This window comes from Nocardiopsis sp. CNT312 (assembly GCF_000515115.1).
Classification (GTDB): domain Bacteria; phylum Actinomycetota; class Actinomycetes; order Streptosporangiales; family Streptosporangiaceae; genus Nocardiopsis.
The window spans coordinates 142276-156040 of the sequence record NZ_AZXF01000012.1; the positions used below are offsets into that span (position 1 = coordinate 142276).

At 72.0% G+C, this 13765-nt stretch carries 14 protein-coding genes and 1 pseudogene; 9 read left to right on the top strand and 6 right to left on the bottom strand.

What is annotated here, in order from left to right; genetic code table 11:
• Positions 1-166: 166 nt before the first annotated feature.
• From B042_RS0104405 to B042_RS0104415, 3 genes are all read left to right on the top strand, one after another.
• Positions 167-1453, top strand: a complete 1287-nt coding sequence (locus B042_RS0104405; RefSeq protein ID WP_028647232.1) for a DUF6986 family protein — start codon at positions 167-169, stop codon at positions 1451-1453.
• Positions 1450-2814, top strand: coding sequence for an allantoinase AllB (gene allB / locus B042_RS0104410; RefSeq protein WP_028647233.1), 1365 nt, complete (start codon positions 1450-1452; stop codon positions 2812-2814). Before B042_RS0104405 ends, allB begins: the two co-directional genes overlap by 4 nt.
• Before the next feature lie 91 nt (positions 2815-2905).
• Positions 2906-3973: an alkene reductase gene (locus B042_RS0104415; protein WP_028647234.1), complete on the top strand. Its 1068-nt coding sequence runs from the start codon at positions 2906-2908 to the stop codon at positions 3971-3973.
• A gap of 37 nt (positions 3974-4010) precedes the next feature.
• Here B042_RS0104415 and B042_RS0104420 read toward each other — a convergent pair whose 3' ends face one another.
• The 5 genes from B042_RS0104420 to B042_RS0104440 form a co-directional block, all read right to left on the bottom strand.
• Positions 4011-4421, bottom strand: a complete 411-nt coding sequence (locus tag B042_RS0104420) for a PIN domain nuclease (protein WP_028647235.1) — start codon at positions 4419-4421, stop codon at positions 4011-4013.
• The gene (locus B042_RS0104425) at positions 4418-4633 is read right to left on the bottom strand and encodes a type II toxin-antitoxin system VapB family antitoxin (RefSeq protein WP_028647236.1); all 216 of its coding nucleotides are present in this window, start codon (positions 4631-4633) and stop codon (positions 4418-4420) included. The genes B042_RS0104420 and B042_RS0104425 overlap by 4 nt, the downstream gene beginning before the upstream one ends.
• Positions 4634-4721: 88 nt before the next feature.
• A complete protein-coding gene (gene pucL, locus B042_RS0104430) occupies positions 4722-5618 on the bottom strand; it encodes a factor-independent urate hydroxylase (RefSeq protein ID WP_028647237.1) in 897 nt (298 codons plus the stop codon).
• Between the two features lie 47 nt (positions 5619-5665).
• Positions 5666-6004: a hydroxyisourate hydrolase gene (gene uraH / locus B042_RS0104435; protein WP_028647238.1), complete on the bottom strand. Its 339-nt coding sequence runs from the start codon at positions 6002-6004 to the stop codon at positions 5666-5668.
• A complete protein-coding gene (locus B042_RS0104440) occupies positions 6001-6546 on the bottom strand; it encodes a 2-oxo-4-hydroxy-4-carboxy-5-ureidoimidazoline decarboxylase (RefSeq protein WP_028647239.1) in 546 nt (181 codons plus the stop codon). Before B042_RS0104440 ends, uraH begins: the two co-directional genes overlap by 4 nt.
• 202 nt (positions 6547-6748) lie before the next feature.
• Here B042_RS0104440 and B042_RS21945 point away from each other — a divergent pair.
• Together B042_RS21945 and leuA are read left to right on the top strand one after the other, a co-directional pair.
• Positions 6749-7141 (top strand): annotated as a pseudogene (locus B042_RS21945) (hydroxypyruvate isomerase); the annotation flags it as partial.
• A 446-nt stretch (positions 7142-7587) separates the two neighbouring features.
• Positions 7588-9288, top strand: coding sequence for a 2-isopropylmalate synthase (leuA, locus tag B042_RS0104450; protein ID WP_028647240.1), 1701 nt, complete (start codon positions 7588-7590; stop codon positions 9286-9288).
• Positions 9289-9349: 61 nt separating this feature from the next.
• Here leuA and B042_RS0104455 read toward each other — a convergent pair whose 3' ends face one another.
• Positions 9350-10183: a CAP domain-containing protein gene (locus B042_RS0104455; protein ID WP_028647241.1), complete on the bottom strand. Its 834-nt coding sequence runs from the start codon at positions 10181-10183 to the stop codon at positions 9350-9352.
• A 206-nt stretch (positions 10184-10389) separates the two neighbouring features.
• Here B042_RS0104455 and recO point away from each other — a divergent pair, with 206 nt between their 5' ends.
• The 4 genes from recO (at position 10390) to B042_RS0104475 (ending at position 13685) form a co-directional block, all read left to right on the top strand.
• A complete protein-coding gene (recO, locus tag B042_RS0104460) occupies positions 10390-11121 on the top strand; it encodes a DNA repair protein RecO (RefSeq protein ID WP_028647242.1) in 732 nt (243 codons plus the stop codon).
• Positions 11118-11939, top strand: coding sequence for an isoprenyl transferase (locus B042_RS0104465; RefSeq protein ID WP_028647243.1), 822 nt, complete (start codon positions 11118-11120; stop codon positions 11937-11939). Before recO ends, B042_RS0104465 begins: the two co-directional genes overlap by 4 nt.
• A 44-nt stretch (positions 11940-11983) precedes the next feature.
• Positions 11984-12781: an SGNH/GDSL hydrolase family protein gene (locus B042_RS21950; RefSeq protein WP_051415467.1), complete on the top strand. Its 798-nt coding sequence runs from the start codon at positions 11984-11986 to the stop codon at positions 12779-12781.
• A 70-nt stretch (positions 12782-12851) separates the two neighbouring features.
• Positions 12852-13685, top strand: a complete 834-nt coding sequence (locus tag B042_RS0104475; protein WP_036553853.1) for an SGNH/GDSL hydrolase family protein — start codon at positions 12852-12854, stop codon at positions 13683-13685.
• The last annotated feature ends 80 nt before the right edge of the window (positions 13686-13765 follow it).

The window sequence follows — 13765 nt, forward strand, 5'->3', positions numbered from 1 at the left end:
CACGAGTCCTGCTCCCTGTCGAAGGCCGCGTCAGGTCGATGGTGGCTATTCTGCGATACGAAAACCACATCCCATCACCTGAGTCTTCTATAGCACGGAGCGTCATGGCGGGGTAACGGATTCCGCGGACCGTGGCCCATCGGACGCCGCAGAGAGGAGCAGTGACGTGGCAGCGGACGATCCCCTGTCCCCGGACGAGCTCGCAGCCGGGCTCGACACGCGCCTGGCCGAGGCCGATACGCGGCTCGCCCGCGACTACCCCGGCGCGCCCACGCGGCGCCAGCCGGTGCACACCGTCTACGTCCCCGCCGACCGGGTCCGCCCCGGACTGGCCGCCGACTGGGGGCGGCGCGCCCTGGCCGCGCTCGACGAGTACGCGCCGACCGCCGACGACCTGGCCGCGGCCATCGGGCTCAGCGGTCCCGCCGTCGCCGAGGCGCTGCCACGGGTCCGCGCCAAGCTTGCCGACGAACCGGTGGAGGACCTGCGCGCCGACCTGGAGGACGGGTACGGTGCCCGCGACGACGGGGCCGAGGACGCCGACGCGGTCGCGGCGGCCGAGGCCTTCGCCGCCGACGTCGCGTCGGGGGCGGCCACCGCCTCCTTCGGCATCCGCGCGAAGGGGATGGAGGCGGCCGGGCGCCGCCGCGGGGTCCGCAGCCTCACCCTCGTCCTGCGCACGCTCCTGGACCGGCTCGGGGCCCTGCCGGAGCAGTTCGTCCTCACCCTGCCCAAGGTCACGTCGGTCGAGCAGGTCGAGGCGATGGTCTGGCTGTGCGGGCGCCTGGAACGGGGGTTCGGCCTCCCCGAGGGGCGGCTGCACTTCGAGGTGCAGGTCGAGACGCCCCAGTCGGTCCTGCTCCCGGACGGGACCGCCGCCGTGGCCCGCATGATCGGCGCGGGTGACGGCCGGGTGAGCGCCCTGCACTACGGCACCTACGACTACAGTGCGGCGTGCGGCGTCACCGCCGCCCACCAGGGCCCGGCCCATCCTGTGGCCGACCACGCCAAGGCGGTCATGCAGGTCGCCGCGGCGGGCCGCGGCGTGTTCCTCTCCGACGGCGGCAGCAACGTCCTGCCGGTGGGGGAGCGTGCCGAGGTCCACCGTGCGTGGCGGCTGCACGCCGGGCTGGTCCGGCGCTCGCTGGAGCGCGGCTACTACCAGGGCTGGGACGTGCACCCGCACCAGTTGCCCACCCGTTTCCTGGCCGTCTACGCCTTCTACCGCGAGGCGTTCGCGCCGGCGGCGGCCCGGCTCCGGGACTACCTGGGGCCGGCGCGCGCGGGTTCGGCGGTGGTGGATGAGCCCGCCACCGCCCAGGCCTTGGCCTCGACTCTGGTCAACGGGTGGCGCTGCGGGGCTCTGGACGAGGACGAGATCGCCGCCGCCGGTGTGGACCCCGCCCTCCTGCTGGGCCTGGCCACCCGTCGCGTGGGACAGGAGGAGGCGTGACCGCCCGCACACTGGTCGTCCGCGCCCCCCGCGCCGTCACCCCTGAGGGGGTGCGCCCGGCCACCGTGCTGGTGGGGGACGGGGTCATCATCGACGTGCTCGGCTCCGACGCCGCCGAGGAGGCCCGCCGCCGGTTCCCCGGGGCGCGGGAGGTCGTCCTCGCCGACGACGAGGTGCTCCTACCGGGGCTGGTCGACTCCCACGTGCACGTCAACGAGCCCGGCCGCACCGAGTGGGAGGGGTTCGCCAGTGCCACCAGGGCCGCCGCGCTGGGGGGTGTGACCACGATCGTGGACATGCCGCTCAACAGTGTGCCGCCGACCACCACCGTGGAGGGGCTGGCGGCCAAGCGCGCCGCCGCCGAGGGCAGGGTGGCGGTGGATGTGGGCTTCTGGGGCGGTGCGGTCCCCGAGAACAGCGTTCCGGGGGCGACCGGGGTGCTGGAGGCCCTGCACGCCAGCGGGGTGTACGGGTTCAAGGCCTTCCTGTCGCCGTCGGGGGTGGCGGAGTTCGGCCACCTGTCGCCCGAGCAGTTGCGCACCGCGGCCGAGGCCCTCGCCGGGTTCGGCGGGCGGCTCATCGTGCACGCCGAGGACCCCGCCGTGCTGGAGGCGGCCCCGGCCGCCGCCGGGCGCGACTACGCCGCCTTCCTCGCGTCGCGTCCCGAGGAGGCCGAGCACGAGGCGATCGCGCTGGTCGTCGAGACCGCGCGCCGCACGGGTGTGGCGGCGCACGTCCTGCACCTGTCCAGCGCCGGTGCGCTCCCGCTCATCGCCCGTGCCAGGGAGGAGGGGGTGCCGCTCACTGTGGAGACGTGCCCGCACTACCTGGTGCTGGAGGCCGAGGCGGTCCCCGCCGGGGACACCCGGTTCAAGTGCTGCCCGCCCATCCGGGGCAGCGCCAACCGGGATCTGCTGTGGCGGGCGCTGGCGGACGGGCTGATCGACTGCGTGGTCAGTGACCACTCGCCCAGCACACCGGACCTGAAGGACCTGGACACGGGCGACTTCGGGACCGCGTGGGGCGGGGTCTCCGGGCTCCAGGTGGGCTTTCCCGCGGTGTGGACCGAGGCCCGGCGCCGGGGGGTGCCGCTGGAGGACGTGGTCCGGTGGATGTCCTCGGGGCCGGCCCGGGTCGCCGGGGTGGTGGGCAAGGGCGCCCTCGCCCGGGGGTATGACGCCGACTTCGCGGTGGTGGCCCCGGAGGCCCGGGTACGGGTGGACGCGCGTGAACTGGCGCACCGGAACCCGGTCAGCGCCTACGACGGCCTGGAACTGTACGGGCGGGTGCGCCGTACCTTCCTGCGGGGCGAGGAGGTCGTCGCCGGGGCCGCGGCCGGGCGGTTGCTGGAGCGCGGCTGAGCGTGCGGGGGCGGTGCGCGGTCCGGGGGCCGCGCTTTCTACCGTGGAACCAGTGGGAGAATAGTCCCTTTCATTACTGTCTGGAGAAGCTTTGAGTGACTTGTTCCGCCCCGTCACGGTCGGCCGGTACGAACTGCCGAACCGCCTGTTCATGGCGCCGATGACCCGTTCGCGCGCCGACGAGCGCGGGCGCGTCGACGGTGTGGTCGCCGAGTACTACGCGCAGCGGGCCTCGGCCGGCCTGATCATCACCGAGGGCATCCAGCCCACCGTGCGCGGCCAGGGCTACATCCTCACGCCCGGACTGCACTCCGAGGAGCAGGTGGAGGCGTGGAGGGGCGTCACAGGCGCCGTGCACGACCGGGGCGGCCGCGTCTTCGCCCAGCTCATGCACTCGGGCCGGGTCGGCCACCCCTGCCTGTACGAAGACGGCGGGCTTCCCGTGGGCCCCTCAGCCATCGCCTCCGGCCAGTCCCTCTTCGACGGCTCGGGGATGGTGCCCCACCCGGTCCCGCGAGCGATGACCGCCGACGACATCCGCGAGGCGGTCGACGGCTTCGCCGCCGCGGCGCGCAACGCGGTCGCCGCCGGGTTCGACGGTGTCGAGGTGCACGGCGCCAACGGCTACCTCGTCCACCAGTTCCTGGCCGACGGCGCCAACCACCGCACCGACGCCTACGGCGGCAGCGCCTCCGCCCGGTCCCGCTTCGCGGTGGAGGCCGTCGACGCCGTGGCCGACGCGATCGGGGCCGACCGTACGGGCCTGCGCATCTCCCCGGGCAACACCTTCAACGGCATCACCGAGAGCGACACCGACGGACAGTACCTCACCCTGCTCTCGGCGCTGGCGCACCGCTCCGACCTGGCCTACCTGCACATCATGGAGACGGGCGCGCGCGAACTCACCGAGCGGCTGCGCAAGGAGTGGAAGGGCACCCTGGTCCTCAACACCGGCTCCAAGATGGACACGGCCCCCGCCGCGAAGGTCTTGGAGGAGGGGCTGGCCGACGCGGTCGCGCTGGGCACGGCGTGGCTGGCCAACCCCGACCTGGACGCGCGGATCAGGGCGGGCGGGCCGTTCAACGAGCCGCACCGCGCCACCTTCTACGGCGGCGACCACCGCGGGTACACGGACTACCCGACCCTGGCCGGAGCCTGAGCCGCCGGCGGTCCCGGGACCACCCGGGACCGCCGCCTCAGCCGGAGACCCTATGGGTGCCCTGTCCTGTCAGCCGCGCGATCGTTTCGAAGTCCCCGTCGCAGTGGACCAGGGTGAGACCGCGCAGTTCCGCGCACGCCGCCACGACCAGGTCAACGGGTCCCGCGCTGCGGTGCTCGCCTTGAGAGGTGAGAAGTTCCTGGATCTGCCATGCGCGCCTGTAGTCCCTGTCGTCCAGGTCGATGGGGAGAAGGAGTCTGTTGAACAGCGTGGCGAGTTCGGCGCGGTGCGGTTGTGATCGCGCACTGAACAGGAGTTCGAGTTCAGTGAGGGGGCACACCGCGACGACCCCGTGAACCATGGCCTGGTTCCAATGCTCGTACTCCGCGGGTTTGGCGAGGATGCGTGCGAGGGCGCTGGTATCGGCGAGATAGGACGCCGGGGTCACCGGCGGTAGTTCCTCTTGTCCATGAGTACGTCGAGCTCGATCGCGCCCTCGGCTGCGAGTTCCTGGATGCGTGCGAGGGCACGTGCCCTCTCAAGGCGTTCCGCCGTCTCCCGGAGTGCGGTGTTCACCGTGTCCTTCTTCGTCGTCGTTCCCAGGACTTCGGAAGCTCTGCTCAGGAACTCGTCGTCGATGTCGATCAGGACCTTGGTCATCACGGACTCCTGTATATACAGAATGATATCTAGTATATACGCACGTGGGGCGGTGCGGTGTCCGGATCGGGAACCGCACCGCCCCGGATCAGACGAAGCCGGGGACGGCCCGCCACGCCTGGCCGGGATCCGGGGCGTCGTCGCGTTCGACGGCGGCCTCGATCCTGCCGTAGGGCCGGTCGGCGGCGAAGAACACCTCGTTCGGGTTGTCCAGGCCGAACGGCTCCAGGTCCACCAGGATGTGGTGGTTGTTGGGCATGGAGAAGCGGATCTCCGCGATCTCGGGACGGCGCTCCAAGACCGCCTCGCCCATGGCGTACAGCGTCTGCTGGAGGGCGAGGCTGTGGGTGTCGGCGAACGCCTCCAGACAGGCCGCGCGCACGGACGCGTAGAGCTCGTCGAAGGGCAGGCCGGTGCGGGTGTAGCGCCACCGCGCCGTGACGTCCGTGGCCAGGACGCGGTCGCCCGTCTCCGGGAGCGTCGTGTACCTCGTCTTCGGATAGCCGCGGAACTCCGAACCGGTGGTCTTGAGCACCGTCAGCCCCTCGAAACCGGAGACCACCCACTCCCGGTCGCCGTCCTTGGTGACGACGGTGGTCCGCGTCTCGCCGCCCCGGCGCGTGAAAGCGTGATCGTGCGGCCCCCCGGGGGTGGCGATGCGGTCCCACGAGTACTCGTGCACCTCCTGGCGCGCGCCGTGCACGTAGGGGTGCTCGTCGACGAAGTGCCGGGCCAGGCGCAGTGCGAAGTCCTCGACCGCCCCCACGCCGCCCCACTCGCGGGCCTTGGCGTAGACCGTGTTCTTCTGTGTGTCGGTGGGCAGGCAGGTGCTGTTGTCGCCGACCGTGTGGACCGCCTCCAGGTCGCCGCGCAGCTGCGAGGTGACACTGACGTCCTTGATCCGGTGGACGGCGGTCGAGCGGTCCACGTGGACGAGGCGGACCTCCGCCTTGCCGTACTGGTTGTCTCCGAGTCTGATCCCCATCGGGGCGTGCTCCGTTCCGGTGCGTACGCGGCTGGTGGTGCGCGGTTCTAGGAACCCCGGTAGGTGGAGTAGGAGAAGGGGCTCAGCAGGAGCGGCACGTGGTAGTGCTCCTCCGCCTCGGCCAGTTCGAACACCACCGCCACCTCGGGGTAGAGGCCCCGCTGACCGGTGGCGGCGAAGTAGGCCGCGGTGTCGAACACGATCCGGTAGCGGCCCGTGGGCAGACGGTCGGGGCCCAGGTCGGCGACGCGGCCGTCGCCGTCGGTGCGCCCCTCGGCGACGCCTTCCCAGGGGGCGTCCCCGGCCGTCGACTCCAGGCGGACGGGTACGCCGCGCGCGGGCCGTCCCAAAGCGGTGTCGAGGATGTGCGTGGTCACGTGGCTCATGTACCGTCCAGGAGTCTCTCGATGCGCAGGCCGGCGATCTTGCGCAGCTCGCCGCCGATCACGGAGAGCTCGGTGCCCTCGTCGTTCTCCAGCCGTGTGACGAGGTCGGAGAGGAGTTCGCGGGGCGAACGGCCGCTCGCGCAGACCAGGTAGATCCGCCCGAACCGCTCCTCGTACTCGCCCTGGGCGAAGGCGAAGATCCGCTGGACCCGCCGCGCGGCGTCACCGGGATCCGCGGTGAAGGCCGACTGCTCGCCCTTCGACCACGCGGCCTCGATGCCCTCACCGCGCGGCCGCTCCCCGATCCTGGGGTGCCGTGCGAGGGCGGCCGAGACCTCCCCGCCGGTGAGCGTTGCGGCCTGCCGGTCGGCCAGCTCCCGCAGGGAGTGCCGGTCGCGGTAGGGCGCCGCGGCGGCGACCGCCGCCACCCAGCGCTCCACGTCCAGGCACCGCGCGAGCTCCGCGCGCAGACTCTCCGGGGGCAGGGCGTTGAGGCGGGCGAGGCCGGGGTCGGTCCGCGGTCTCGCGGCGGGCTCGGGCATGACTGGTCTCCATCCTCCGGATGGGTTGGATGATCCCACAGAGTGTTCCGCCGGAAAAGGGCGTGGCCGGCGGGGTCGCACCGAAGGCGCGCCGTTCGTGTGGAATGGGATTTCCGCTGAACCGAAGACCTGGTGGGGAGGGCGGACGGGCCGCACGCTGGACCACACGGTGAACTGCCACCCGCTGTTCGCCGAGCTGCCCCCGGCCGAACAGGACCGTCTCGCCCTAGAGAACACCGTGGCCGCCCGTGTCCTGGCCGCCGTCGGCGGGACCGTCCTGGGGGAACCGCTGAGCGGCGTCGAGGGCTGTCCGCTGCGGACCGCAGCCGACGCCCTCGCCCTCCTCGCCGACCTCTACCACCTGGCCGTCAACGGCGACGGCGTCGCCGCCGTCGTGCGCGGCCACGCCGCTGAGTTCGGGCACGTCCAGATCGCCGACCCTCCGGGCCGAGGGGAGCCCGGGACCGGGGCGCTGCCACTGGAGCGACCCGTCGCCGACGGGCGGGCCCGCGGGTATCGGGGCCTGGTCTCGCTGGAATACCTGCAGACCGTTCCCACCCGGGAGAGCTTCGGGTGGCTGGACTCCCGGGAGTGAGGAGCCGACACGGGCGCACGGAGCGCCCGGCAGACGAGTTCCCGCCGGCGGTACCGGCCCTGCCGCATCCACGGCTTACGTGTGATCCGCGTGGCTGACGGCGGGCTCGGGTGTTGGCCGCACCCAGGGTCCCGCCGGCGGAATCCTCTACAACCCCCCTAGCACTGAAGGGTTCGTCCTAAATGGTACAGACCCTTCCGGTGAGCACCGCCACCGAGGGGGGCGGAAGCAAGGCGGCCCCTCGGGCGTTGTCCCAGCATGTGGACGTCGGCTTAGGAGATCCGAGGCCGTTCTGCTAGCGTGAACCCCGTTATGCTGCGTGAGCTGCTTCTCCTTAGTGGCCGCGGCGGGGGTCGTTAGAAGGTCGGCTCCCTCGCCGCGGGACTTCGGCTTGCCCCGGTCGACCACGGACCAGATGCCAGCATCCCACTGAGGAGACAACACCTATGGTGCCCCAGCAGCAGCCCGGACCCATGCCCTTCCACCGCTACGCGCCGTTCGCGCCGGTGGACCTGCCCGACCGCACCTGGCCGTCCAAGACCATCACCGAGGCGCCCCGCTGGCTGTCCACGGACCTGCGCGACGGGAACCAGGCCCTGATCGAGCCGATGGACCCCGCACGCAAGCGCGAGATGTTCGAGCTGCTGGTACGGATGGGCTACAAGGAGATCGAGGTCGGCTTCCCCGCGGCCAGCCAGACCGACTTCGACTTCGTGCGGTCGCTGATCGAGGACGGCCTGATCCCCGACGACGTACAGATCTCCGTCCTCACCCAGGCCCGCGAGGACCTGATCGAACGCACCGTGCAGAGCCTGGTCGGTGCCGAGCGCGCCACCGTGCACCTGTACAACGCCACCGCCCCCACCTTCCGCCGCGTGGTGTTCAAGGTCGACCGCGAGCGGTGCAAGGACATCGCCGTCCAGGGCACCCGCCACGTCATGCGCTTCATCGACCAGTACCTGGGCGAGAGCGCCTACGTCGGCTACGAGTACTCGCCCGAGATCTTCGTCGACACCGAGCTGGACTTCGCCCTGGAGGTCTGCGAGGCCGTCATGGACGTCTGGCAGCCGGGACCGGGCCGCGAGATCATCCTGAACCTGCCCGCCACGGTCGAGCGTGCCACCCCCAACGTCTACGCCGACCAGATCGAGTGGATGAGCCGCAACCTGAGCCGCCGCGAGCACGTGGCGCTGTCGGTGCACCCCCACAACGACCGGGGCACCGGCGTGGCCTCCGCCGAACTCGCGGTCATGGCCGGGGCCGACCGCGTCGAGGGCTGCCTGTTCGGCCACGGTGAGCGCACCGGCAACGTCTGCCTGGTCACCCTGGGCCTGAACCTGTTCAGCCAGGGCGTCGACCCGCGGATCGACTTCTCCCAGATCGACGAGATCCGCCGCACCGTCGAGCACTGCACGCAGCTCCCGGTCGCGCCCCGCCACCCCTACGGCGGCGACCTGGTCTACACGGCCTTCTCCGGCTCCCACCAGGACGCCATCAAGAAGGGCTTCACCGCTCTGGAGGCCGAGGCCGAGGCGGCCGGGACGCCCGTGGACGAGCACCCGTGGGACGTGCCCTACCTGCCCATCGACCCCAAGGACGTGGGCCGCAACTACGAGGCGGTCATCCGCGTCAACAGCCAGTCCGGCAAGGGCGGCGTCTCCTACATCATGCACCGCGACCACGCGATGGACCTGCCGCGCCGCCTCCAGATCGAGTTCTCCAGGGTCGTCCAGGAGCACACCGACGCCGAGGGCGGCGAGTGCGCCGCCGAGCGCATCTGGGAGATCTTCTCCGGCACCTACCTGAAGGACAGCGGTCCCGTCGCGGTCCTGGCGCACCGCTCGGCCACCGGTGAGGACGGAGTCCACCGCATCGAGGCCGACGTCCGGGTCCACGGCGAGATCCGCGAGCTGTCCGGCACGGGCAACGGACCCATCTCCGCCTTCTGCGACGCCCTGACCGACGTCGACCTCAAGGTCCGCGTCATCGACTACGTGGAGCACTCCCTGGGCGAGAGCGGCGACGCCCGGGCCGCGGCCTACGTCGAGGCCGAGGTCGACGGCCGCGTCCTGTGGGGCGTGGGCGTGCACAACAACATCACCACGGCCTCGCTGAAGGCCGTGTGCAGTGTCATCGGCCGCGCCTGACCGGAACCGGCCCGACGCCGCGGCGCCTGTCCCCGCAGCGGGGACAGGCGCCGCGGCGCGTTCACACCCAGCCGAAGAGCTGGGTCCAGGCGTAGCCGGACTCCCCGACGCCGAGGGCGACCAGGCCGCAGTTGAGGATGTTCCTGCGGTGCCCCTCGCTGTTCATCCAGGCCTCCACCACCTGCGCGGCGCTGGTCTGACCCTTGGCGACGTTCTCCGCGCCCCAGGAGTCGTAGCCGTGGCGGGAGGCCCGATCGCCGGGTCCCTCGCCCTCCGGGCTGTAGTGCGACATGTAGCCGCGCGCGTCCATGTCCTCACTGTGCTCCTGAGCGGCGGCCGTCAGGCGCGTGTCCACGCGCAGCGGGTCGCAGCCGACGGCAGCCCGTTCGGCGTTGGTGAGCTCCACGACCCGGTCGGTCAGGGCGCTCGTTCCGGTCCCCCCGCCGCCGCTCCCGCCGGACGACGAACCGCCACCGGAGCCCCCTCCCGAGCCGCCGGTGCCCTCCGCGCGCGCCGAGTCCGCCGACGGTTCCCCGTCCTCCTCCGGAGGAGAGGGGGAGACGGTGGCCTGGGCGCTCTGCCGTGCGGGCTCGGGCCGGGCGGTCGGTGCCGGATCGGCCTCTGAGGGCGCGGCGAAGAAGTCGTCGTCGAACTCCGCGTCGGGTACCGCGGCCTGTTCGGGAGGGGCTTCCCCGGAGCCCCCGGAGGGCAGGAGCCCGGTGGCGGCCGTCTGGATCAGGTCGAGTCTCTCCCCGGCCCCGGTGAAGAGCAGGGTGGCTGCCAGGGCCAGCCCGACCGGAACGGCGGTCAGCGCCGTCAGGAGCGGCAGGCGCGTGCGTCTGCCGCGCTGCCTGCGGGCATACGCTCTGCCCTTGCGTCGGCGGCCTCGGGCCATGTCGCTGTCCCTCCGTGCGGGTTCGGGCACATCGCGGCCGTGCGGGTACCGCGTGTGTCGGGAGCGTTCTCCCGGGACCGCCCTGGCTGATGGGGCCGGAGCAAATGTCCGAGAAAGGAAGACCAAATCGTAACAAAGAATACTGCGTTGTGGTTTGTGATGGGCGCGCGTGTGGCAGGTCCGAGCGATCCGCGACAATGGGGGCTGTGAGTCTCTACCGCGATGAGGGGGTCGTCCTGCGCACCCAGAAACTGGGCGAGGCGGACCGCATCATCACCCTCCTGACCCGGCGCACCGGCCTGGTGCGCGCCGTCGGCAAGGGGGTGCGCCGCACCAAGTCGCGGTTCGGCGCCCGCCTCGAACCGTGCACCCACGTGGACGCGCAGTTCTACACGGGCCGCACTCTGGACGTGATCACCCAGGCCGAGACGGTCCGCGCCTACGGCGAGGCGGTCGTGTCCGACTACGCCGGCTACACCGCGGCCACCGCCATGCTGGAGACGGCCGAGAAGATCGTCGCGGTGGAGAAGGACCCGGCACTGCGCCAGTTCCTTCTGCTCATCGGCGCCCTGCGTGTCCTGGGGGAGGGGACGCACGACGCGCGGCTGGTCCTGGACGCCTACCTGCTCCGTTCACTGGCCGTGGCCGGATACGCGCCGGCGCTGAGCGGGTGCGCCCGATGCGGCAGTCGCGGCGAGCAGAGGGCGTTCGCGGTCCACGCCGGCGGTATGGTCTGCTCGGTATGCCGTCCCCACGGCGCCGTGCACCCGCACGCCGAGACGCTCCGACTGATGTCGGCCCTGCTCGAAGGCGACTGGCCGGCCGCGGACGCCAGTGAGGGAGGGCACCGCTCCGAGTGCAGCGGGCTGGTCGCGGCCTACCTGCAATGGCACCTGGAGAACGGTATCCGATCACTGCGCCACGTGGAGCGTTCTTGAGTCTGTTCAGCTTCGACCCCGGACACCGGCGGGACTACACGCCGCCCGCCGCGCACCCCAGCGGCGCCCGCCCTCCGCGGCTGCCGACGGCGCTGGTGCCCCGACACGTGGCCGTGGTCATGGACGGCAACGGGCGCTGGGCCAAGGAGCGCGGCCTGCCCCGGACCGAGGGGCACAAGGCGGGCGAGTCCTCCCTCTTCGACGTGATCGAGGGTGCGCTGGAGCTCGGTGTGGAGCACCTGTCCGCCTATGCCTTCTCCACGGAGAACTGGAAGCGCTCCCCAGACGAGGTGCGCTTCCTCATGGGGTTCAACCGCGACGTCATCCGCCGCCGCCGTGACGAGCTGCACGCCCGGGGGGTGCGCGTGGTCTGGGCCGGACGCACGGGGCGGCTGTGGAAGAGCGTGCTCAAGGAGCTCGCCGACGCCGAGGAGATGACGAAGGACAACACGGCGCTGACCCTCCAGTTCTGCGTCAACTACGGCGGCCGGGCCGAGATCACCGACGCCGTGCGCGAGCTGGCCCGCCAGGCCGCCGGCGGGCGGCTGAAACCGGACCGGATCGACGAGGACGACATCTCCGGCCTCCTGTACGCGCCCGAGGTGCCCGACGTGGACCTGTTCGTGCGCTCCTCCGGTGAGCAGCGCCTGTCCAACTTCCTGCTCTGGCAGTCCGCCTACGCCGAGTTCGTGTTCCTGGACACGCTCTGGCCCGACTTCGACCGCCGCGACCTGTGGCGGGCCTGTGAGATCTACGCGAGCCGGGACCGCCGCTACGGTGGGGCGGTGCCCAACCCGGTACCCGAGGAGGACCAGTGACGGATCGTACGGGGGAGAAGGAGACACCCCTGGTCAGGCCGGGGATGTCGTTCCTGGCGCTGGGGGACAGCTTCACCGAGGGCGTGGGGGATCCCTCCCCGGGCGGGGAGACGGAGTTCCGCGGCTGGGCGGACCGGGTGGCCGCCCACGTGGCCGACCACGTGGGCGAGGTGCGCTACGCCAACCTGGCCGTGCGCGGCAAGCTCATGCGCCAGATCGTCACCGACCAGGTTCCGGCGGCCGTGGAGATGGCACCCGACCTGGTCTCGCTGTGCGCGGGCGGCAACGACCTGCTGCGTCCCGGCGGAGACCCCGAGCGCATGGCCCGGGTGCTGGACCACACGGTGGCCCGGCTGCGTGCCGTCGGGAGCCGTGTGCTGCTCTTCACCGGGGTGAACGTCTCCACCGGCTACATGCGCACCACGATCGGCCTGTTCGCGCGCTACTACATGAACGTGCGCGCCATCGCCGACCGGCACGACTGCCTGCTGGTCGACCAGTGGTCGATGCGCGTCCTGACCGACCCCCGCGCCTGGGACGGGGACCGGCTGCACATGTCCCCGGAGGGCCACCGCAGGCTGGCGCTGCGGGTGGCGGAGGTGCTCGGCGTGCCCACGGAGCGGCGCTGGGACGAGCCGTGGCCGGAGGCGGAGCCGGTCGGGTGGCGCCAGGCGCGCAGGGAGGACCTGGTGTGGGTGAGGGAGTCGCTGGGGCCCTGGATCGGGCGCCGACTCACGGGCAGGTCCTCCGGTGACGCGGTGACCGCCAAGTTCCCCGAGCCGATCACGGTCAAGGGCACGGCTGAGCCGACGGCCCCCGCCTCAGACGAAAATGTGACATAAGGCGCAAAAGCAGCGAAAAGACCAACCTACTGTCGCGTAACTATGGCCCTGAGTCGCATCATTGCGTACCATGAGCGGCTTTCGGACCAGTGAACTCACCCAGAAGGACATCCTGTCCTACGTGGCCCTTGGTGACAGCTTCACCGAGGGCATGAGCGACCCCTACCCGGACAGCGACACCGTCCCCGAAGGACGCTACCGCGGCTGGGCGGACCGGGTGGCCGGGCACCTGGCCGGCCACGTGGGCGAGGTGCGCTACGCCAACCTGGCCGTGCGCGGCAAGCTCATCGCCCAGATCAGGGACGAACAGGTGGAGCCGGCGGCTGAGATGGCGCCGGACCTGGTCACCCTGTGCGCGGGCGGCAACGACATCATCCGCCCCGGAGCCGACCCCGACCGGACGGTGGAGCTGTTCGAGGATATGGTGGCGCGCCTGTCCGCCACCGGTGCGCGCGTGGTCGTCTTCACCGGGTTCGACACCAACTGGCAGCCGGTCATGCGCCACCTGCGCGGCCGGATCGCCACCTACAACATGCACATGCGCGCCGTCGCCGACCGGTACGGCTGCGACGTCGTGGACCTGTGGAGCATGGGCTGCCTGTCCGACCCGCGGGCGTGGAGCTGGGACCGCCTCCACCTGTCACCGGAGGGGCACCGCAGGGTGGCCCTGCGCACCTGCGAGGTCCTGGGCGTCCCGGTGGCGGGCCGGTGGGACGCCCCTTGGCCGCCGCCCGAGCCCCGCGCCTGGCGCACCGCGCGCCAGGAGGACCTGCACTGGGCGCGCGAGTTCCTGGTGCCGTGGATCGGGCGCAGGCTCAGCGGCCGCTCCTCCGGCGACGGCCTGGGCCCCAAACGACCCGTGCTGCGGCCGTGCCGGCGCACCGACCACCACGACGAGCCCTGACCGCCCCGGGCCGCAGGCGCCTCTCGGCCACGGTGCCCCCGCCCGGAAGGGGGACCGCGCCCACGCGGTTCCGGAGCCCG

Coding starts and splice junctions, on each gene's coding strand:
- B042_RS0104425 (WP_028647236.1), bottom strand. CDS start 4,633: ATGACCAAGGTCCTGATCGACATCGACGACGAGTTCCTGAGCAGAGCT.
- pucL (WP_028647237.1), bottom strand. CDS start 5,618: ATGGGGATCAGACTCGGAGACAACCAGTACGGCAAGGCGGAGGTCCGC.
- uraH (WP_028647238.1), bottom strand. CDS start 6,004: ATGAGCCACGTGACCACGCACATCCTCGACACCGCTTTGGGACGGCCC.
- B042_RS0104440 (WP_028647239.1), bottom strand. CDS start 6,546: ATGCCCGAGCCCGCCGCGAGACCGCGGACCGACCCCGGCCTCGCCCGC.
- leuA (WP_028647240.1), top strand. CDS start 7,588: ATGGTGCCCCAGCAGCAGCCCGGACCCATGCCCTTCCACCGCTACGCG.
- B042_RS0104455 (WP_028647241.1), bottom strand. CDS start 10,183: ATGGCCCGAGGCCGCCGACGCAAGGGCAGAGCGTATGCCCGCAGGCAG.
- B042_RS21950 (WP_051415467.1), top strand. CDS start 11,984: ATGTCGTTCCTGGCGCTGGGGGACAGCTTCACCGAGGGCGTGGGGGAT.
- B042_RS0104475 (WP_036553853.1), top strand. CDS start 12,852: ATGAGCGGCTTTCGGACCAGTGAACTCACCCAGAAGGACATCCTGTCC.